15 protein-coding genes are annotated in these 20,379 nt (G+C 68.4%); 4 read left to right on the top strand and 11 right to left on the bottom strand.

From position 1 onward, the window contains the following. The first annotated feature begins 121 nt into the window (after positions 1–121). Positions 122–460, top strand: a complete 339-nt coding sequence (locus tag ACTMS2_RS20695) for a cyclic-phosphate processing receiver domain-containing protein (RefSeq protein ID WP_441176935.1) — start codon at positions 122–124, stop codon at positions 458–460. Positions 461–1,136: 676 nt separating this feature from the next. Here the strand turns inward: ACTMS2_RS20695 and ACTMS2_RS20690 are convergent. From ACTMS2_RS20690 to ACTMS2_RS20675, 4 genes are all read right to left on the bottom strand, one after another. After that, the gene (locus tag ACTMS2_RS20690; RefSeq protein ID WP_441176877.1) at positions 1,137–3,212 is read right to left on the bottom strand and encodes an AIPR family protein; all 2,076 of its coding nucleotides are present in this window, start codon (positions 3,210–3,212) and stop codon (positions 1,137–1,139) included. Positions 3,213–3,500: 288 nt separating this feature from the next. Further along, positions 3,501–4,370, bottom strand: a complete 870-nt coding sequence (locus ACTMS2_RS20685; protein WP_441176876.1) for a hypothetical protein — start codon at positions 4,368–4,370, stop codon at positions 3,501–3,503. A gap of 478 nt (positions 4,371–4,848) precedes the next feature. Continuing rightward, on the bottom strand, positions 4,849–7,314 hold the full coding sequence (locus ACTMS2_RS20680; RefSeq protein ID WP_441176875.1) for an N-6 DNA methylase: 2,466 nt from the start codon (positions 7,312–7,314) through the stop codon (positions 4,849–4,851). 510 nt (positions 7,315–7,824) lie between these two features. After that, positions 7,825–8,904 carry a helix-turn-helix domain-containing protein gene (locus ACTMS2_RS20675; protein WP_441176874.1) on the bottom strand — a complete coding sequence of 360 codons (1,080 nt, stop codon included), beginning with the start codon at positions 8,902–8,904 and terminating at the stop codon, positions 7,825–7,827. Between the two features lie 345 nt (positions 8,905–9,249). On the opposite strand from ACTMS2_RS20675, the gene ACTMS2_RS20670 reads away from it, so the two are divergent. Continuing rightward, positions 9,250–10,470 carry a helix-turn-helix domain-containing protein gene (locus tag ACTMS2_RS20670; RefSeq protein ID WP_441176873.1) on the top strand — a complete coding sequence of 407 codons (1,221 nt, stop codon included), beginning with the start codon at positions 9,250–9,252 and terminating at the stop codon, positions 10,468–10,470. A 435-nt stretch (positions 10,471–10,905) separates the two neighbouring features. Here the strand turns inward: ACTMS2_RS20670 and ACTMS2_RS20665 are convergent, their stop codons facing one another. Together ACTMS2_RS20665 and ACTMS2_RS20660 are read right to left on the bottom strand one after the other, a co-directional pair. Next, complete coding sequence (locus ACTMS2_RS20665; protein WP_441176872.1) at positions 10,906–11,292, bottom strand: VOC family protein; 387 nt, start codon at positions 11,290–11,292, stop codon at positions 10,906–10,908. Between the two features lie 41 nt (positions 11,293–11,333). After that, on the bottom strand, positions 11,334–11,807 hold the full coding sequence (locus tag ACTMS2_RS20660; protein WP_363625514.1) for a hypothetical protein: 474 nt from the start codon (positions 11,805–11,807) through the stop codon (positions 11,334–11,336). 132 nt (positions 11,808–11,939) lie between these two features. On the opposite strand from ACTMS2_RS20660, the gene ACTMS2_RS20655 reads away from it, so the two are divergent. Then, positions 11,940–13,223 carry an MFS transporter gene (locus ACTMS2_RS20655; RefSeq protein WP_441176871.1) on the top strand — a complete coding sequence of 428 codons (1,284 nt, stop codon included), beginning with the start codon at positions 11,940–11,942 and terminating at the stop codon, positions 13,221–13,223. A 167-nt stretch (positions 13,224–13,390) separates the two neighbouring features. Here ACTMS2_RS20655 and ACTMS2_RS20650 read toward each other — a convergent pair whose 3' ends face one another. From ACTMS2_RS20650 to ACTMS2_RS20635, 4 genes are all read right to left on the bottom strand, one after another. Further along, the gene (locus ACTMS2_RS20650; RefSeq protein ID WP_441176870.1) at positions 13,391–15,100 is read right to left on the bottom strand and encodes a bifunctional metallophosphatase/5'-nucleotidase; all 1,710 of its coding nucleotides are present in this window, start codon (positions 15,098–15,100) and stop codon (positions 13,391–13,393) included. A 277-nt stretch (positions 15,101–15,377) separates the two neighbouring features. Beyond that, positions 15,378–15,833, bottom strand: coding sequence for a lamin tail domain-containing protein (locus tag ACTMS2_RS20645; RefSeq protein ID WP_441176869.1), 456 nt, complete (start codon positions 15,831–15,833; stop codon positions 15,378–15,380). Positions 15,834–16,103: 270 nt separating this feature from the next. Beyond that, the gene (locus tag ACTMS2_RS20640; protein WP_441176868.1) at positions 16,104–16,745 is read right to left on the bottom strand and encodes a histone deacetylase; all 642 of its coding nucleotides are present in this window, start codon (positions 16,743–16,745) and stop codon (positions 16,104–16,106) included. A gap of 11 nt (positions 16,746–16,756) precedes the next feature. Then, the gene (locus ACTMS2_RS20635) at positions 16,757–17,539 is read right to left on the bottom strand and encodes a phosphodiesterase (protein WP_363625522.1); all 783 of its coding nucleotides are present in this window, start codon (positions 17,537–17,539) and stop codon (positions 16,757–16,759) included. A gap of 216 nt (positions 17,540–17,755) precedes the next feature. Here ACTMS2_RS20635 and ACTMS2_RS20630 point away from each other — a divergent pair, with 216 nt between their 5' ends. Continuing rightward, entirely contained in the window at positions 17,756–19,177 is a 1,422-nt protein-coding gene (locus ACTMS2_RS20630) for a diguanylate cyclase (protein WP_441176867.1), read from the top strand. Between the two features lie 140 nt (positions 19,178–19,317). On the opposite strand, the gene ACTMS2_RS20625 is transcribed toward ACTMS2_RS20630, so the two are convergent. Continuing rightward, positions 19,318–20,379, bottom strand: a complete 1,062-nt coding sequence (locus ACTMS2_RS20625) for an aspartate-semialdehyde dehydrogenase (protein WP_357722441.1) — start codon at positions 20,377–20,379, stop codon at positions 19,318–19,320.

Here is a 20,379-nt window from a genome sequence, read left to right as displayed (position 1 = left end):
CCGGGTACTGGCACATCAACCGGCTGTGGCCTATCGACTGGCGGTGCCAATCTTGGTGGCGTTGCTGGGCCGCGACGCGAAGGATGGCGATGTTGTGACCGGGAAGCATCGACAAATCGTGATGGTCGACGACCTGCGCTCGTTCACGGATGGCCGGGTGGCGCAGGTGGCGCGCACGAGCAAGGCGGGAATCGAAGCTCTGGATCGGTATCGCGGCCAGCGGTTAGAGGAACTGTGGCTCGACCACGACCTGGGCGAGGACGACACCATCTGGCCGGTCGTCGAGGTATTGGAACAAGCTGCGTTCGAGGACCAGCCGTTCGAGATCGGCGTGGTGTACATCCACTCAGCGAATCCCGCTGGGGCGGCAAAGATGACGCAGGTACTGCGTTGCTGGGGTTACCACGTCCGCTCGGCGGCCGGGTCGCCACACGTCGGCTATCAGGCCGAGGCTGAGTAGCAGCGGTACTGCCAACCACTCGTGACTCCGGCAGCCGGGAGTCCGGACAGCCCGGCTGCCGGCTGCCCGCTGCCGGCCGGTGTGGGAGGACCTTCTGTACATCTATCAAGGCGGCCTTGAACGGGCCGCACGCGCCGCCGCCAGGGCGCGTGCCGACCGCTGCCGCTGCTGCCATTCTCCGGCCGACCCGCCTGAAGCCCGGTGGCTGGCGGGGAAAGCGGGAAGCCCGCAAGGGCCGCCGCAGAACGACAGCACGCTGACCGATGGTGTGGTGGGCCGGTAGCCGGCCGGGCCGCGCGGCCACGAGCCAGCGCGGCGTAGGGAAGCGCACGCCGGCCACGTCAGCCAACTGGCGCCGGTCGCAGAGTTGCGGTCACTGCGCCTCCGGCCCCAGGATGGCCGGGCTCCGCTGGCGGGCACGTCCGTGGGTGGTTGCGGTAGACCATCCCGCCCGCCATCGACCCGGGCGAGCCGAGCAGGCCGCCGCCCGACCCGCCAGCGTCCGTGCTTGTGTCAAGGCCCGCTTCACGTGGCGGCCGGGCGGCCGGCCCGCTCCCCAGGGAGCGGGTCGACGGCGACGGGATGGCAGGTCGGCGCTGTTAGCTGAAAACTCAAGCTGCCGGCATGCCGCTCCACCTCGCAACCACTACGGTGAGCAATAGCGAATCCAGTCGCCCTAGAGCGCGCTGACTTGCGGATCAGGGTTCTCCTCGGAGGAGTCAAGCTCGCCTAGGGCGCGCCATGCCAACTCTGCCAGAGTTTCGCCCGTGCTGATAGTCCAACGGGCGGTTCCTTGATTCGCCACAGGTCGGTCTTCCCATCGAGCAAGCCCCCACATAAGAGAGATCAGACCGGATGGCGAGTATCGTAGGCCGTCCGTCGCCCACACGATCGGTTTCGTCCGATGGCGGGTCCAAGTGGCCCGTGCCCGCGCTGGGTCCTCCGCCAGCCAATCCCTCAATGCCTCGGCTTCAGCTCGGTTGCCTGGCGAAAGTGTGAGCGCTTCTCCCTCAGCAAGAATGGCCTTATCTATCAGAACGGAGACGGCATTCGGGCGTCGCTTGCGCCTTGTTGGCACGCGGCGATACTTGCTCCGGTCTGGAAGGTGACCTTGTTGCATGCCTTCAAGTATCTCCCGCGCTATTTCTCGGCACCGAGATACATCGGAGCAGACTGAGCGGATCTGAGATCGCTCCGTGTAGAGCTCATCAATTACGCCCGCGACAATGGGTAAGAGTTCCTCAACCAACCGCTTTGTCTCGCGAACAGCGCGCTCGGCCCACTCCAACTGCGGGTCCGGTTCGTCAATCGCGTCGGTATCGAGACGACGGAATACCAGGTGAGCAAGGAGATATATCCCATGCTCAGCCAAGGCAACGCCACGCCCTGTATAGCGAGGGCGTAGCTGATGGAGGGTACGCCTCACCTGCCTCAGGACCTGAACCGCGTTCCAGAGCAGGTAGACACCAGGCTGCGGCCGGAATAGGGCGTCGTAGATGCCCTGTGTGCCCCGCTCCCACAGCGGGTCCAAAGTGGTCGCTATGCGAGCGGCGTACTGACTGTCGGGATGGGCACAAGCCAGCGCACATGCAGCCTCGACCACCGAGCAGCCGGTGTCAGGTTGCGGCTCCAGCTCGCTGCGGCGGACGCTGTACTCGAGCCCTAGCTCTGCTCGCATCTCGTCTAGAATGACACCCTGGATTGGATCGAGCGCGATGAAGTCTCTCGCTTCGACCCGGTTCTGACGGTTGGTCGCCTGGGTAGCCTGATTGGCGAAGTCGGCAGACTTCCCGGTCACAATGATGCGCACGCCAACCTGAGCCGATGCGGCGACATCATCGGCGGCAACGGCCTCAGCGACTGAACGAACGGTTTGAGCTCCGTTTACCACGCTGGCGTTGCGCAAGGTCAAGCTGATCGGACGCGATTGGGGGAATCGCATGGACAGCTGGCCCTTTTCGGCCGACTCGCACAGAATTGTGACCCCATTATTGAAATACCAAAAGTGGGCCGGCTCGCTCGTGAGCGTATCGATAATCTCATTGTTGATTGGCGTGCGACCAAGAGGGTTGCGAATGTTGAGATTGAAGAGGCTTGAGCCGTGAGCGAGCCACTGCGCTACCTGCTCTGCCTCAACGACGCCTTGATATGATTCATACGGGGTGCTGACGGCAAACCAGGGAAACAGGTTGGCTTCCAAGTCGACTGGTTTTGGTGCTATATCCTGCCGAACCGACGCCCACAGTTCGGAAGAAAGTATGACTCGATGACGCAGCACTTCACCGTGGCGGTTGAACTCATTCTCGCCATGGTCGATTGCTAGGCGGAAGCCATCGGTCACGTCATCGGCTCGCATTAGCGCGATCACTTGTGTAACCGGCACGGGTCCGCTCGCCATAACGCTCTTAGCCCGCTCGGCCAGTTGTCGGCCATGGGGATTGAACGGGGCGAAGTCTTCGTCATCGATTAACCGCAGCCCGCCAAGAAGTTCCAGTACCGCAGACCGATCGCAGCTTGCCCTTCCGTTCTTGCTCCATTTTGCTTGAACCAAAAAGACATGTGGATCCGAGCCATCCACAACCGCGATTGCGTCAATACCTTGGTCTGCGTGGCCGTCGATGACAGCAAGTGCAGCCTCCTGCGGAGTCCAACCCGTGACGATCCGAACCGCTTGGGCGGCCAAGGCCCTGGACAACATGCGCGGCTTACGTTCCTCGTCCGGCTTGCCCTCAAGATCGCTGAGGTCGAGCAACCCGGCGTCTACATACTTCGCTCGGAGAAACGCTTCGACCTGACGCACCTGGAGGGCAACGTCCCCGTCGCCGGCTCGTGGGCTGGTCGGACTCAAGAGCTACCCCCGGGACCTCTCGCGGCTTGCGGCACAGTGGAGGATTGTCTCACGCTTGTGCGGTACAAGCCATGGCCAGGGCAGCCCCAACGGTTCAAGGTGTGCTGTGCCGCATTAGAGCGGTTGCACCCTCGCGACATATCAGATCGACCGGCTCAGGAGTGGTGAACGGGCCCTTGGCGATGGCGACAGTCAGCGCAAGGTACGAGCCTTCACGCTCGACACCTTGGCTGCAGCGAGGGAGCGGGCTTCCTCCAGTGTTCGGTACGTCTGGTCTACGGTTGCAGCGTAGGTGTCCAACGCGGTCTGATACAAAGACTCGACCTTGAGTTGAACGGAATGGTCGGGAATTGGAATCGGAAGGTTTGCCAAGGCGGAGCCTGGGATTCCCGCTAGGTTCGTCGTGACCTGGGCCCGGCTCTGGAGCCAGGCTTGGGCGTAGGGCGTGTTGATGTAGGCCTCAAGGTAGCCTGGCGTAACCGCATCGCCGACCACCCGAACCCGGAAGATGTGGTCGTCGTGGGTGCACTCTCCGATCTGCCCGCGCCAGAGCGCCGCCTTTCCTACCAGCTCAAGACTGTTGTTCCGGCAGACGAGAACATCATGCAGGTGGAGGCGTACTGATTCGAACGCATCTTCGGGGACGTCGATAGTTCGTATATCTGATAAATCGATGAAGCCGGCCTGTAAATTGGCGACACGCACGTATGGGCGGGCATTTCGATTAGGTCGGTTCCGAGGCGATTTCGAGACTCCCCGCAGAATCGCGGCAACTGTTGGATCGCCGAGCCTGCGGACCGGGTATCCGCACTGCAGTTCATCCGAAAGCCCAGACAGATCAGATCTGGCGCGCCGGACGCTCCATGTACTGAGCTTGCTGAGTTGGACAGTGAAGCGGGTGCCAACCGCCGGCCGAAGGTCCAGCGAGATGCCAAGAAGGTCAAGGATTTCAGCCGAAGCTTGTGGAACGATATTTTCGACCTCTCCGATCCGCTCCATGGCGTTCGCAAGCTTTTCCTCGTACTCCGCAACGATCGAGCGCTGCACGTCTTCGTCAGGCACTGGGACGCGAAGCGACAGGAAATCCTCTGGCGTGACACGTTTCCGGCCACTGTGCCCTGCTGCAAGTCCTTCGAGCTGTGAAAGGAAGATGGGAGCCCGAAGCAGAAGCGCCGCGTATTGAGGAAGGAGTGCCCCCACGGACGTTAGATCGAAGATCGGGTACTCGCTAGAGAAGGCCAATTGATCGATTGAGGGCGGGACAATTCCGATCGCACCGTTGCGGGCATCAATTTTGCTAAAAACCAGGTCGCCGCTTCTGGCCAGGTACGTCCTGCCCTGGATGGACCTGTCGCCCGTGCGCAGAGTGACGCTTCCGTCAAACGAGATGCTTCCAAGGGGTGCAGCCGAAGTCGCAGGTTCGGACCGACGCACTGCGAGACGCGCCAGCGGCTCCAGGAGGCAGGGCTCCTGGGGCCATGACAGAGTTCTAAGTTGCTTGACGTCCCAGCGCTTCAGTCCAGCGAAGCGGGCGGTCTGGCTATACATATTCTGGCTCGCTGAGCTTCTTCAGGAATTCGCGATAGCGGTCGAGGACTTCAGGGAGTTCGTTCGGGACATCGGGGCCGGTCTCACCGGTCGCCGTAATACCTGCCTTCTCTACCTCTGCCATGAACACCGGGTAATCGAAGATTTCGCGTGCGCGCTGACGCGCAACCTCCTGAATCCGGGCCTCGATATCAGCGAAGGCCGCCGCTTCATTGGTCACGATTTCTTGAATTGCCTCAAGGTCCGATTCGTTCAGAGTTACTGAGAGGGACTCGAACTCCTGCCGTCGTGTTGCAATACGGTCTTCGGTCGACCGAATGCGAGTCCAAACCTGTATGGCGTCTTCAGCGGTCACGGAGGAACCTGCAGGGATGCTGTCTGTAAACAAGGTGCCTACAGGTGCCCACCCGTCCCCGCTTGCGTCGCGCTGATAACGTCGCACCTTTGCCTTATCTTGAGAGCCCAAGCTTCGCATTGCGGCCCGGAACGATCGTTGCAGGGCTACCGCTTCGTCGGTGAGCTGGTTGAGCTCATTGAGCAGGAGCCGCATACGTTCGGCAGCGGGTCCGAGCGCTTGACATGCAGCAGCAGCTTCGGCCTCTACCTCATGCCGCCGCTGGGCTGCCCATTGACCTGCAAATGCCCTGCCTTCATCGAGGGCGGCCGACCATGCCTCCTCGTCCTCTTCGGTGAAGCGCTGAAGGAAGACAAGGGAGGTCTTTACAGTAGCCTTTGAGCTTGCGAAGACATCGTGGGGCACTGAGACGACCGCGAGAAGCTTGGCTCGCCCTTCGACATAGTCTCGCAACCACTGCATCGAGGGATTGTTGAGGATGCCTTCCGGCAAGACGATGCCCAGTTTGCCGCCTCGGTCCAATAGGTTAATGCAGCGCTCAACGAACAATGTTTCGGTAGATCTGTTGGCTCTGATCTTCGATGTTCCCGAGCTACCGATCGGATCTCTGCCAATGTCGAATAGGCTGAGAATGGGCTGGCGTTCCTTGGCCGCCCGATGGAGCCTAATGTGGCTGGAGTGCCACTTCTCGCCATATAGCTCGATGTACTCATTGATACGTTTTGCATCGCTCAGCACCCTCGCCTGCTCGGTCGCGCCGACAACTTGGTCGCGGCCCACGTTCGAACCGAACGGCGGATTGGTAATTACGAGGTTAAAGCGGCCCGGGAAGATTCCGCCGACGTCGATGAGCCCGTCGTGGTAATAGATTCCGCCATGACCATCGCCGTGCATAATCATGTTCATCTTGCTCGTGCGTGCCGCTCGCTGCTCCGCATCGGATCCGTAAATCCGGGCACGAGACAAGCGTCCTATCCGTGAGTCCTCATTCGACTCGTCCAGTTGTCGGTTAAGTTTGGCGAATTCCTTTTCAATGGAGGCCTGAAGATGCTCGTCCGTCCAGCCTTCTGCATCGACCTTTGCCTCCAATTTGGCTCGAACCTTCTTCTTGTTGTTCTCGACGTCTGCGATGATCTTGTCGCGAACGTATTCGAACACCTTGATCAAGAAGCCGCCGGTGCCGCTGGCTGGATCGCACACGAGGTCGTCTTCTCCAGGGTCGAGCATCTCGACCATGAAGTCGACAACTGGTCGAGGCGTGAAGAACTGGCCCAACTCGCCCCGGAAGGTCTGGCCGAGGAAGCGTTCGAAGGCGATCCCCTTGACGTCATCGCTGGTTGCGGAGAGGTCAAATCCTTCCAGCTTTGCAACGATTCGACGGAAGGTGGCGAGAGAGATGCGGAGCCGATCATCTTTGCCGAATAGCTCATCCGCCTCGTAAATTTTCTTGGCGTCTTCGTAGACGTCCTGAAGTAGTCCATCTGGATTACTCCGCCGAATTTGTGCGTACCGGTCCAGGTAACTCCGCGTGAAGCGCTCCTTTTCTCCGGTCCGTTCGAATCCCATCTTGATGAAGAGAACCTTCGAGATCTCATCGAAGGCGGACCCGGGATCCATCTTGTGATTGTCCCGCAGAATCGAATGACACTCGTGCAGGAGCTTCCGGAACTCATCTCGCGTGAATGCCTTTGTGGCGCGCCGCACCGCCGCCATCTTGCGGCTGTCAGCCAAGTCTGCCGCTGACGGAAGGTCTGCTACCTCGGTTCTCGTACCTGGCGCACCAGGCTTCAGCAGAAGGCACCGCGTTTCCTTCTGGTTGTGCATCACGAGGAACTCGCAACCGACCGTACGGGCGTAGCTTTCGCCTTGCCAGTAGTCATCCACCAGCAGTGGAACGTGCTCAGCCTTCGTTTCGACAACCAAGACGTAGTCGCGGTTGTCGGCCAGCGCCTCGGCGTCTCGGCACACAAGAATGTCTGCTCGTGTCGCTCGACGCCCAACCAGCATGGGCCTCTCTTGGGCCATTTGTTCAAGGGAGTACCCATAATGCGTATGCAGGTGGTGGATGAATGCCTGACGAACCAGTTCTTCGGGGGTCGCCATCCTCCACCCCTGGGCAAGCGGTGCCCAGACGTAGGAGCCATCGCGGTGAAGGGGACTCTCCACGGACCCGGTGTAGTGACTGCTTGGGGCGGTCGCGGGAGCTCGACGCGACGGAGGCATGGGCTTCCTTCGGAGGTGGCTGGCGCGGTTATAAGGTCAGCCAGAGGGTAGCCGGACACGCTTGTGTGACGTCCATCCCACGCAGCTCCTAGGTCTGTTATGTCACCGGTGAGCACCAGCAACGCCGACAGCAACCGCGCTAGACGGCGACGTGACGAGGAGTCCAGAGGCGGAAGGTGCTCCGACACGACTGCTCCTCGGCGAGGGCGGATCTGCTGCACAGAGCTAGCAAGCGAGGCGCCAGTCAGCGAGGCAGCAAGAAGGCAGCGTGAGCCCTGATGCGAGTCGGCCCGGAACGTCAACCGACGACATGCGGCGCATGCTCGTCGACGCGGTTCACCACCAGCTGACAGCAGCCGACAGCTTGAGAACGCCTCCCCCCAGCGGGGGTCAGGTGGGTTGGCGTGCTGCTCGCTCGACTTCTTGCAGTACCAGTCCGAGGGTTTGCGAGCGGCGGTCTGCTGGCAGCGTCGCCCAGGCTCGTCGGGCGTACGTGAGTCCACCGGATCGGTCTCCAGACTTGGTCATCATGAGGGCGCGGTGTAGCTCGATATGGGTGGCGAACCGGGTCAGCGCTGGCGGTCGGAGTCGATCGGCATCGGTTTGGGCCTGTTCGCCGGGGCCGACCATGCCGAGTCGGGCGTAGAGCATCGATCGGAAGGTGGCCATTCGCCAGGCGGGTACGGCGGCGTCGGAGATCTCCGCGTCTGGTGAGGCAGCTAGGTCGAAGATCCGTCGTGCGTCTTCGTCAGCCGTGATGGCCCCGGCGATGTCGCCTCGTCCGGCCGCGACGTGTGCACGAGCCATCAGCGCCTGGAGGCGTCCGAGCGACGGCCGGTCGGACAGGGCAATGGCTTCGTCGGCGTACCGCTTGGCGACGGGGAGGGCGGCGCCTTCGTAGGCCAGGGCGATGGCGGCCCGGCCGCGTACCCAGACCCGGACGGCGAGGTCGTCGGAGCGGTCGGCGGCGATCCGGGCGGTGTCGTACCAGCCGATCGCCTCGGTCGGGTCCTTGGTCGTCTTGCCGTAGGTGGTGAGCGCGCGGGCGGCGGTCGCCCACATGGTCGGGGAGTCGAGCTGCTGTTGCAGGACGACGAGGTCACCGGCGAGCCGGGTTTGGAGGCTGTCGGCACCGATCTCCATGTAGTCGCGGCCGTACTGGTCGACCCGGTCGCGCCAGCGGTCCTCGCTGTCGCGGCGGCCGGCGAGGGCAGCGGTGAAGCCGGATCGGATCAGCTCGTTGGCGGCGATCGGGCCGATGGTGGCGGCTTTGAGGAGGTGCCTGCGTCTCACGTCCGGGTCTCCCAACGCTCGCGCGTAGGCGAGCACGATGTCCGGCGTCGCGGTCCGGCGTCCCGCCTCGACGTTGCTCAGGTGCGATGCCGAGTAGCAGGTACGGGCCGCGATGGAGGCCAGCGTCACGCCGGCCTCGGTACGAGCCTGCCTCAGTTGTGCGCCGAGGTCATCCATCGGATCCCCTGTGAAAGGTCCTGAAAGCATCGAGGCGCTTCCGTGCGTAGCTGTGCGGTCACAAGAGTAGTTCCCAGACGCGGCGGGTGCGGTCGGTGTGAGCACCGGGCTCGGACGCGTCGCCAGCCGGCGCGGCGGCTTGGTCCCTTCCAAGAGCAGTGCCGCCGCGTCCCCTCTTCACAGCGGAGGCGGGAATGAGCGACGACGCTCCAGCCGAAGGCCGAGGCGAACAGATTCAGCAGGCGGAACGGGAAGCGGCGCGACGGCGGATTCTCGCGCAGGCTGAGGCGGATCGAATACCGGCCGAGGAGACGACCCGGGCGGTGCCGGATCGGCGGTGGCGTCGTGGACAGCAGTGAGTTGTTGCCGGTCGGTCGGCGGGTGGCGTACTGGCGGGGGCGGCGCAAGCTGTCGCAGCAGGTGTTGGCGGATCGGTTGGGCAAGTCGAAGAGTTGGGTGGACAAGGTCGAGCGGGGTGTCCGTTCGCTGGACAAGGTGTCGACGCTTCAGGACATCGCCGCCGTGCTGCGCATCGACACGGCGGTGCTGCTCGGCCGGGACGTCAAGCCTGCCGGAATGACCGAGCGCGTCGAGGGTGTCGAGCGGATCCGGGCGGCTCTGTCGACGTACGAGATCGCCTTGGAACGCCCGGCGGCCCACGGTGTGCTGCCGGTCGACCGGTTGGTACGGCAGGCCGCGCACGTCTGGACGACCTACCAGCACGCCCGCTACCCGCAGGTGGTCGACCTGGTGCCGGGGCTGCTGGCCGACGCGCAGCGCACCCATGCTCGCGATCCCGGCGCGGGGCGGACGCCGCTGGTGGAGGCGTATCGGGTGACCGGGTCGGTGTTGGTGAAGCTCGGCGCCCCCGACGTGGCGTGGCTGGCCGTCGACCGGGCGATGCTCGCCGCCACCGGCGACCGGATCCTGGTGGCTGCAACTGCGGTACAGCTCGGGCAGGTGTTGCGTGCCTCCGGGCGGGCGCGGGTGGCGAAGTCGGTGATGCTGGCCGCCGCGTACCGCATCGCGCCGCCGGCGATGGGGTCCGGCGACCCGGCGGAGCTGTCGCTGTGCGGGACGCTGCTGGTGCAGGCCGCCTTGGCCGCCGCCCGTGACGGGAACGATCGGGCCGCCGTCGACCTGGTCGACGAGGCCGGCGAGATGGCGGCGTGGGTGGGCGAGATGGCGGCGTGGGTGGGCGACGGACACGACCACTATCGGACCGGCTTCGGGCCGACGGCGGTGGAGCTGGCCCGCATCGCTATAGCGGTGGAACGGGGCGACGCCGAAGAGGCCGTGGCCCGGCACGAGAGGGTGACCGTGCGGGACGGCTGGCGGTGGCTGAGCGCCGAACACCGCGCCGCGTACCTCGTGGATGTCGCCCGCGCGTACCTGCACGCCGACGACCCGGTCGGTGCCGGCCGGGTCCTGGTGGAGGCCGACCGGATCGCCCCCGCCGAGATCCGGCAGCGGCCAGCCGGCCGCGACATGCTCGCCCAGATCTCCCGCGACTCCGCCGCCCCGACGACGCTCACCCACCTCGCCGTAACCCTCGGGGTGGGCTGAGCGGTGACCGCACCGTTCCTGTCCCTGGCCCAGATCCGCAACCGGCTGATCCTCACCGCCCGAGCCATCCTCCGCCACCACCGACCCGGACCCGACGGACGCTGCCCGGTCTGTCGAACCGCAGGCTGTCCGGTGGTGACCGCTGCCCACAACGTCCTGCGCACCGCCGAGGAAGTACAGCAGCGGAGTACAGCAACCGAACCGACCACACCCGACCCGAACGACCCTCAGCAGGCCGGATGACCTCGAACGCCACCCGCTCCCACCGCCTCGCCGACAGTTCGGGACGAAGAGGTCGTCGGTTCGAATCCGGCCACCCCGACCAGAGGTAAGAACAGGTCAAGGCCCCTCCAGCGAGGGGCCTTGATTCGTTTCCGACCGTTCTTCCCACCGTAGGCGATCCGGAACCAGGTTGGCGCGGTGCGCGGCGTCCGGTCAGGGGCAGCGGTCCGCGAGGACGCAGAACTCGTTCCCCTCCGGGTCGGCGAGCACGACCCAGCGCTCATCGCCCTGGCCGACGTCGGCGTGCCGGGCACCCAGGTCGAGCAGGCGACGGACCTCTTCGTCCCGGTCCATGTCGGTCGGGTTGACGTCGATGTGGAGCCGGTTCTTGACGGTCTTGCCCTCGGGCACGCGCGCGAACGTCAACGTCGGCGGCACCGGGCCGGGGCGGTCCCTGCCTTCCGGCACCGCAGGGGAGCCGATCGTGACGGTTCCGTCGTCCTCGTCCTGCACGACGTAGCCGAGGACGGCGCACCAGAACCGGGCGAGACCGTGCGGGTCGGCACAGTCGATCGCCAGCTCGGTGAACTTGCTGGTCATGTCGGACCCTCCCCAGTCGAGTGCCGGTCCCCGGGGGCCGGTCAGTCCTGCCGTTCGGTGCGCGCGATCTCCGTGAACGCGGCCGTCAGGTAGCCGTCGAGGGGCCGCCCCGTGGCGGCCAGCAGGTCGGCGACGAGCAGCGGCCCGTGCCGCGCCACGGCGGGCGGGTCGGGCGGCGACTCGTCGCCGTCGGGGTCGTAGACGCCGAGGGCGCCCGCCAGCAGGACGAGCACCACGTGCGGGTCGACGTCGGGCTGCCACTGCGCGGCGTCACGCACGCAGCCTTCGAGCACCTGACGGACGTCGTCGCCGTCCAGGCCGTCGGGGTGGGTCTCCTCCAGCAACAGCCGGACCACCGCGCCGAGCACCAGGCCGGACCGGTCGGCTGCGGCGAGCCGGGCCACCGCGACGTCGTACGCCTCGGGGGCGCGCTCGCGGGCGGCGGCGACCGCGTCGGTGGTGGCGGCGGCGATCTCGCGGGCCGGTGCGGGCAGGTGTCGCCAGGTGGTGGTCATCGCGACCAGGATCGCAGAGAGGTACGACGCCCCGCCGGCACGCCCGCCCTGTGACCCCCCGCACAGGGCGAACGGGAAACTCGGCGCCAAAAGGCCTCGCGCTGTGTCACACCCAGCACACAGAATCGGGGGATGCTCAGTCGCGCCCTGCCCCGCCGTTCCGAAGCTCGGCGGATGCTCATCGGCACGCTGTTGTCGGCGATCGGGCGCGGCCTCACCCTGCCGTTCCTGTTCATCTACCTGACCGACGTCCGCGGCCTCTCCGACACCCGCGCCGGTCTGGTGATCGGCTGGTACGGCGTGGTGACCCTGGCGCTGTCGCCCGTCGGCGGCACGCTCATCGACCGGTTCGGCGCACGCCGGATCCTGCTGACGGGCCTGGTGATCGAGGCGGTCGGCACCGGGTCACTGGCACTGGTCGACTCCAGCGCCTCGGCGTTCGGGGTGATGACGCTCGTCGCGATGGGCAGCTCCGTCATCTGGCCCGGGCAGAACACGATCCTCGCCTCACTCACCGACGCCGACGAGCGGCAGCGGGTCTTCGGGTTGAACTTCGCCCTGCTCAACCTCGGCATCGGCCTCGGCGGCCTGACCTCCGGGGCGATCGTCGACACGGCCCGCGCGGTCACCTTCCAGGCGATCTACGTGCTCGACGCGATCAGCTACCTGATGCCCGCGCTGATCCTGCTGACCCTGCCGCACGTGGGCCACCGGCTCGCCGCCGCGACGGGCGGGGACCGGGCGTCGGCCGGCGGCTACCTCACCGTGCTGCGTGACCGCCCGTTCCGGCGGCTGGTCATCTTCGGCCTGGTCCTGACCACCTGCGGCTACGCGCAGATCGAGGTCGGCTTCACCGCGTACGCCGTGCGGGTGGCCGAGGTGACGCCGCGCGTGGTCGCCTGGGCGCTGGCCGGCAACACGGTGATGATCGTGCTCTCCCAGTTGCTGGTCCTGCGGCGGATGGAGGGGCGCAGCCGGACGGGCGGGCTGGCGGTCGTGGGCGCGGTCTTCGCGATCGCCTGGCTGGTGCTGGGCGCCGGGGGCGTGGTCGGCCCGAGCAACGCGCTGGTTGCCGCCCTCTGCGTCGTGGCCTGCTCGGCGATCTTCGGCTTCGGCGAGACCCTGCTGTCGCCGGTGATGCCGGCGCTGACGAACGCGCTCGCCACGGACGCGCTGCGCGGCCGGTACAACGCCATGAGCTCGATGATCTTCGGCATCAGCGGGGTGATCGGCCCGGTCACGGCGGGCCCGCTGCTCGGTGCGGCCAACGGCCGGGTCTGGGTCGTGGCGGTCGTCAGCGGTTGCCTGGTGGCCTCGCTCATCGCGCTCTCCCTGCGCCGGCTGCTCACGCCGGCCCAGGACGGCCGCGCGCCGGCCACCCCGCCGGCCGCCGAGCCGGCTGCTGCCAAGGCCTGACCGCGCCCGTCCGACTGTGCAGGGGTGATCGCGCCCGCCCGACCCTGCGAGGGTGATCGTCCCCGGTTGACCGCGCCCGCCCGCGAATCGTGGCCGCGGGCGCGGCGCCGGACGACGACGGGCCCCGGAGCGGATGCTCCGGGGCCCGTCGACTGGTGCGTCCGCCGTCAGGCGGTGGGGACCTCCGCAGTGGTGCGGATGCGGTCCAGGGCCGGCGCCGAGACCGGGGACTCGGCGGTCAGGTAGGCCACGAACGCGTCCAGGTCGATCATGCCGGTGACCGCGTTGGTGCCGCCGGTGAGGACGGTGAAGCCGTCACCGCCGCCGGAGAGGAAGTTGTTCACCGTCACGCGGTACGTGGCGTCGGCGGTGACCGCCGTACCGCCGAGGGTGAGGCTGCCCCGGACGACCCGGGTGCCGGAGCAGACGTCGGCGGCGGTGCCGGTGGTGCCGGCGGGGTCGACGACGTACCGGACGGTCGACGACGGGTAGAGCGTCCGGCCGGTGACGAACTGCTGCTCCAGCAGGCAGTAGAGCTGCGCGCCGGTGAGGTCGAGCGTCACGAGGTTGTTGGCGAACGGCTGCACCGTGAACGCCTCCTCGTAGGTGACCGGCCCGGCGTCGAGGTCGGCGCGTACGCCACCGGGGTTCATGAAGGCGGCGACCGCGCCCTGCTCGCCGTCGGTGGCGGCGAGCTGCGCGTCGGCGATCAGGTTGCCCAGCGGCGACTCGCCCATGGTCGTACCGAAGAGGGTCTCCTGGGTCTTCTTGATCTCCGTGGTGGTCTGGCCGACCTCGCGGCCGGCCACCGGGCCGAGCACGGTCCTGTAGCGGTTGATCAGGTCGGTCTGCGCCCGGTCCGGGGCGACGTCCCGGGTGACCACCACGTTCTCGGCCTTGGCGCTGATCACGTCGCCGGTGCGCCGGTCGATGGAGAGGTCGATGTCGGTGACCAGACGACCGAAGGAGCTGGCGCTGGTGACCAGCTTGCCGGCGATGTCGCAGTTGTACGCCTGGTGGGTGTGGCCGCTGACGACCACGTCGATGGACGGGTCCATCCGGTTGGCGATGTCCACGATGGGGCCGGAGATGCCCTTGCAGTCGTTGATGCCGCCGGTGGCCTCCTGCGTGCCGCCCTCGTGCAGCAGCACCACGATCGTCTCGACGCCCTTGCGGCGCAGCTCGCGGGCGTACCGGTTGGCGGTCTGCGCCTCGTCGGCGAAGGTCAGGCCGGCGACGCCCTGCTGGCTGACGATGCGCGGGGTGCCCTCCAGCGTCATGCCGATGAAGCCGACCTTGACGCCCTGCACCTTGTGGATGGCGTACGGGGCCAGCAGCGGCTGGCCGGTCGCGGTCTTGAACGCGTTCGCGGAGAGGTACTGGAAGCCGGCGCCCTCGTAGGGGGTGCCGTCGGCGCAGCCGTCGACCGGGTGGCAGCCGCCGTTCTGGATTCGCAGCAGCTCGGCGGCGCCCTCGTCGAACTCGTGGTTGCCGACGCTGGCGTAGTCGAGCCCGGCCAGCGAGAGCGCCTCGATGGTCGGCTCGTCGTGGAACGCGGCGGAGAGCAGCGGGGAGGCGCCGATCAGGTCGCCGGCCGCAACGGTGATGGTGTTCTGCTCCTTGGCGGCGCGCTTGCGCAGCTCGGCGAGCTGGGTGGCGAGGTATTCGGCCCCGCCGGCGGGCTGCCCGGCGATGGTGCCGCTGGAGCCGGACGGCGGTTCGAGGTTGCCGTGGAAGTCGTTGAGTGCGAGCAGCTTGACGGCGACCGGCTTCGGGCCGGCGTCCGCCTGGTCGGGGGTGGTCGTGACCGCGCCGAGGGCGGTCACGGCGAGCGCGGTCAGGCCGATGGCGGCCCGGCGCATCCCGGGGATGGACATGGAACTCCTCGTGGGAAGCCGGCGCGGGCACCCGGGTGACGGTCAACCCCGGGGGCTGGCCGCGCCGTCGGCAGTGTTCGGTCGCGGTGACGCCGGTGGGGGATCGCCGCCGCGTCGCCGACAGCCTCTCATCGGCGCCCGTCCCCGTCGACCGGGGCGTACCCCCGGAGCTGGGCATGCCCGCGACCGGGGGCCCGTCCGGACGGGCGTTTCCGACATGCCCGGCAGTGTCGACGGCGTGCTGCCGGCCCCGGCTGCCCGGGGCCGGCGCCCGCCCTCAGCAGTACGTGTAGCTGCCCTTGCTCCCCCACGAGCAGGAGTCGATCAGGGTGCCCGCCGAGTTGCGCAGGTACGCCTTGTCGCCGGTGTTGTTCCAGATGTAGGCGCCCGAGCCCCAGTAGCGGTGGGTCGAGCTGTTGGTGCCCTTGCCGGTGTGCACGAAGACGCTGGCGCCCGGGGCGAGCCGGAAGTCGCCGGAGAACTTGTAGACGTGGTTGGACTGGTCGCGCAGCGTCCAGTACTTCAGGTTGATCGTGGTGGAGCGCCGGTTGGTCAGCCGGATGTACTCGGCGTTGAGGCTGGAGTTCGAGCGGTTGTCGGCGCCCGGCGAGTTGTAGTAGGCCTTGGTGATCTGGACGGCCGGGGTGGCGGCCTGGGCCGGGCCGGCGACGGTCAGCGAAACGCCCACCGCGACGCCGAGCGCCACCGCGAGACCGATCAGCCTTCTCCTCATGCGATTCCCCCACACAGACGGCCGGTCGTTGAGCCGGCGGACGAGCCGCGCACCCGCACGGCCGGCCGAGGTTATCGATCTCCGGTGGTGATTGTGGACGGTGAAACGACCGCCCCGGGCAATTGCGTCCGCCCGGTTGATCGGCTGCCGGCCGGCGGGACGTGCGCCGATGGTCCGACCGACCGCCGGGGTCGCCGGACGGCGGGACGCGGCCACCGCGCGTCCCGCCCTCGCCCGGCGTTCGGAGCCGGGGGCCGTACGGTGCGTCGGTCAGCCCGGCGCCTCGCGCCGGTCCGTCCCGGCGATCAGCGCCGCGACGGCCGCCGCATCCCAGGTGCCGGCGACTCCCGGCCGGGCCAGCAGGTAGCGGGCGACGCGGTCCGCGTCCCAGCCGTGCGACTCGCGCAGGCCGCGGGCGATCATGCCGAGGTAGGCGGGGGCCGGGGCGCGCCACGGCACCTCGGACGCCGCCCACGGGGCGGTGAAGGTCAGCAGCGGGAGCCCGTCGAGCCGGCCGGGGCAGAGCAGGGTCTCGTAGCGGCCCGGGCCGAGGGTGGCCCTCCCCGTGGCGACGGCCTCGGCGACCAGGTCGGCGTCGGCGCCCGGCTCCCGGTACATCTCCTGGGCGGCCACGTCGGCGAACTGCCCGCCGTCGAGCAGGTAGGCCCGGGCCGCGGCCTCGCCGGGAAGCGCCGGGTCGTAGAAGGCCATCCCGCCGGTCCACGCCCGGGACTCGCCGGCGAAGTAGACGCCGCCGGACAGCGAAACCGGCACCGTACGCCTCGGGGGTCGCGGGTCCCGGCAGCCCGGGTAGGTCCGGCGCCCGCCGGGCGGGCAGCCCCCGGCCAGGTAGAAGCCGATCCGGTCGGCGTGCATGTTCGAGCCGTACGCGACATACCAGACCTCGCCCACCCCGGCGGCGGTCAGAGGTCGCAGGTCATACCGGCGGCGTGGCTGGCCTGCACCAGGTGCGTGACGCAGCCGCTTCCGGCGACCTGGTGCAGCAGGAAGCCGGTCGGCTCGGCGACCCAGCCGAACCGTTCGTCGGGGCTGGTGGTGAGCGAACTCTGCCGCCAGGTGCTCGGCGCGGTGGTGAGCACCGTGCCGGCGAAGTTCACCGTCACGGGGCGGTGGACGTGCCCGGCGAGCACCCGGACGACGTGCGGGTGCCGGGCGACCACCTCGGCCAGCCCGTCGCCGTCGGTCAGCCGGATGTCGTCGAGGAACGGGATGCCGACGGGCGCCGGCGGGTGGTGCAGGCAGACCACCGCCGGCACCTCGGGCCGGCCGGCCAGCACCCCGTCCAGCCAGCCGAGCTGGTCCTCGCCGAGACAGCCGGCGCCGCCCCCGCCCGGCATCAGGGAATCCAGCACCACGACGGTCGCCTCCGGGTGGTCGACGTGGTAGTAGGCCGAGAAGCCACCGCCGAGCCACGGGGTGCCGCCGAAGGCGTCCAGCAGCGACTCGCGGTCGTCGTGGTTGCCGGCGACGAGGTGCAGCGGCAGCGGGAACCGGCCGAGGATCTCGCGCAGCGTCGCGTACTCGTCGGGGCGGCCACGCTCGACCAGGTCACCGGTGACGACCACGCAGTCGGGCCGGGGGTTCAGCGCCAGCACCCGACCCAGGGCGCGGTGCAGGCCGGCGGCCGGCTCGGCGGCGAGCGCGCCGGTGGTCAGGTGCGGATCACTGAGCTGGGCGATGAGCATCGGTGCCTCCACTCGACCGGGACCCCCACGCTATCGCCGCGAGCCCCGGCGCGCGGCCCGCCCGTACCCACAGGCCCTGTCCACAGCCTGTGGATGGCACATGTGTACGAAGAACGCTGACGATCTTGGCCACGGCGGTACGGCGGTCCGCTGAGTACGCTTGATCGCGGGCCCGCCCGCCGGTCGCAGCCCTCCCTACCTGGAACGACGTGCCGAGTGGATCACGAGCGAGTCATCCGAGACGTCACGGTCCGCCTCCCCATGGCGTCGACCGTCGTCGAGGCGTGCCGGTGGACCGTCACGGCGCTCGCCCGCCACGCGCCGGCCACCATCTCCGTGCTGCTGCACGTCCACGACCGGCTGCGCTGCGTCGCGGCCACCGGGTCCTGGCAGGTCTTCTCCACCGTCCCGCCGAAGACCGGGATCGTGGGCCGGGTGTACGCCTCCGGCGGGACCGCCGTCGTGCCCGACGTCGCCGACGACCCCGACTACATCCCGGTACGCCCCGACGTCACCGCCGAGGTGTGCGTACCGGTGCTGGACCCGGCGGGCCGGCCCATCGGGGTGCTGGACCTCCAGTGGTGCGGTCCGACCGACCTCGGGCCGTGGCGCGACACCGCCGAGCGGCTGGCGGCCCGGCTCGGCGCCCGGATCGTGGCGCTCGGCGGGCCACCGGCGGAGAGCCGCAGCGAGAAGCTCCTCCGGCACGCCGCCGCGCTGACCTCGGCGTCGACGGAGTGGGATCTGTTCGCCGCCGCGATCACCGCGGCCCGGGACGTCTCCACGCTCTCCGCGGCGGTGCTGGTGCTCACCGGCCCGAGCGGGCCCCGGCTCGGCACGCCGCCGGCCACCCCGGGCGAGTTGGAGGGTCGGATCCGGGCGGAGCTGGCCGAGGCGGGCCCGGCCGCGCTGGACCGGCTGGTCACCCGCGCCCACCGCCACGGCGTGGGCTACACGCTCGGCGAGGCGAGACACCCGCCCATCCCCGACCACCTGCCGCTGACCCGGGCCGGGGTGCGCACCCTGGTCGCGGTGCCGGTCGGCCAGCCCGACGACGGCGGGGTGCTGCTGGTCGCCGACGAACGGATGCTGCGCCCCGATCCGACCACCGTCAACCTGCTGGAGCTGCTCGCCGGTCAGGCGTGGAGCTGCCTGGACCGGCTGCGTACGCTGGCCCGCCTGCGCGAGCAGGCCGACTCTGACCCGCTGACCGGGCTGCGGCACACGGGGCCCTTCGGCCAGCGGATCGCGGCGGCAACCCCGGGGCGTACGGCCCTGCTCGCCATCGACGTGGACGGCTTCAAGACCGTCAACGACACGTACGGCCACCAGGCCGGCGACCGCGTCCTCGTCCGGCTGGCCCGGGCCCTGGAAGGGGCGCTGCGGCACGGCGACGAGCTCTACCGCGTCGGCGGCGACGAGTTCGTGGCGGTGATCGAGGTGGGCCGCCCCGAGGAGGCCGTACGCATCGCCGAGCGCCTGAACGAGGCGGCGCGGCGGATCGGTCGCACGATCAGCGTCGGGGTGGCCCTCCCCCGCCCGGGCGAATCCCCCGAAGCCACACTGCGCCGCGCCGACCAGGCCCTCTACGCGGTGAAACGCCACGGCCGCGACGCCACCCGCCTCGCCCCGGCCTAGGTGTGCTGGCCGACGAACCACCACCACCGGACGGCTGATATCTCCGCGGCATAAAAATGCCTGCGGTATCGAGCCGGGCGGACCAACACCGCCCGGCCGTCGAGGTCCCGCGCAGCCATGATCGACGCGAGAGGGAGGGGTTAGCGGGGGGTCAGTTCCTTGGCGAGGAGTTCGGCTATCTGGGCCGTGTTGAGGGCGGCGCCCTTGCGGAGGTTGTCGCCGGTGACGAAGAAGTCCAGCGCACGGGGGTCGTCGACGGCACGGCGGATCCGGCCCACCCACGAGGGGTCGGTGCCGACCGCGTCGATGGGCATGGGGAACTCGCCCGCCCCCGGGTCGTCGACCAGGATCACCCCGGGCGCGTTCCGCAGCACCTCGCGGGCGCCCTCGGCGTCCACCTCGGTGGCGAAGACCGCGTGCACCGCGACGGAGTGGCCGGTCACCACCGGCACCCGTACGCAGGTGGCGGAGACCTTGAGGTCGGGCAGCCCGAGGATCTTGCGCGACTCGTTGCGCAGCTTCATCTCCTCGGACGACCATCCCGCGTCGACCAGGGAGCCGGCCCAGGGCACCACGTTGAGCGCCAGCGGCGCGGGGAACGGGCCCACGTCGTCGCCGACCGCCTGGCGTACGTCGCCGGGGCGGGAGCCGAGCACCCGGTCCCCCGCGACCTTGGTGAGCTGGGCGTGCAGGGTGTCCACGCCGCCCTGTCCGGCGCCGGAGGCCGCCTGGTAGGAGGCGAGCACGAGTTCGCGCAGCCCGTACTCGCGGTGCAGCGGGGCGATGGCGATGATCATCGCCAGGGTGGTGCAGTTGGCGTTGGCGATGATCCCCTTCGGCCGGTTGCGTACCTGCTCGGGGTTGATCTCCGGCACCACCAGCGGCACGTCACGGTCCATCCGGAAGGCGCCGGAGTTGTCGACCGCCACGGCCCCGCGGCTGACCGCGACGGGCGCCCACTGCGCGGAGACCTCGTCGGGGACGTCGAACATCGCCACGTCGACGCCGTCGAACGCCTCCGGGGTCAGCGCCTGGACGGTCAACTCCTCGCCCCGGCAGCGCAGCCGCCGCCCGACCGAGCGCTCCGAGGCGAGCAGCCGGATCTCGCCCCAGACGTTCTTCCGGCCGCTGAGCAGCTCGCACATCACGGTGCCGACGGCACCGGTCGCCCCGACCACGGCCAGGGTGGGCAGCGGCGACAC

The sequence above is a fragment of the Micromonospora sp. SD12 genome (assembly GCF_052068495.1).
Taxonomy (GTDB): domain Bacteria; phylum Actinomycetota; class Actinomycetes; order Mycobacteriales; family Micromonosporaceae; genus Micromonospora; species Micromonospora echinofusca.
This window is presented reverse-complemented; position numbering and strand designations above follow the sequence as displayed.

Coding starts and splice junctions, on each gene's coding strand:
- ACTMS2_RS20655 (WP_441176871.1), top strand. CDS start 11,940: ATGCTCAGTCGCGCCCTGCCCCGCCGTTCCGAAGCTCGGCGGATGCTC.
- ACTMS2_RS20645 (WP_441176869.1), bottom strand. CDS start 15,833: ATGAGGAGAAGGCTGATCGGTCTCGCGGTGGCGCTCGGCGTCGCGGTG.
- ACTMS2_RS20680 (WP_441176875.1), bottom strand. CDS start 7,314: ATGGCGACCCCCGAAGAACTGGTTCGTCAGGCATTCATCCACCACCTG.
- ACTMS2_RS20635 (WP_363625522.1), bottom strand. CDS start 17,539: ATGCTCATCGCCCAGCTCAGTGATCCGCACCTGACCACCGGCGCGCTC.
- ACTMS2_RS20650 (WP_441176870.1), bottom strand. CDS start 15,100: ATGTCCATCCCCGGGATGCGCCGGGCCGCCATCGGCCTGACCGCGCTC.
- ACTMS2_RS20675 (WP_441176874.1), bottom strand. CDS start 8,904: ATGGATGACCTCGGCGCACAACTGAGGCAGGCTCGTACCGAGGCCGGC.
- ACTMS2_RS20695 (WP_441176935.1), top strand. CDS start 122: ATGGTCGACGACCTGCGCTCGTTCACGGATGGCCGGGTGGCGCAGGTG.
- ACTMS2_RS20665 (WP_441176872.1), bottom strand. CDS start 11,292: ATGACCAGCAAGTTCACCGAGCTGGCGATCGACTGTGCCGACCCGCAC.
- ACTMS2_RS20660 (WP_363625514.1), bottom strand. CDS start 11,807: ATGACCACCACCTGGCGACACCTGCCCGCACCGGCCCGCGAGATCGCC.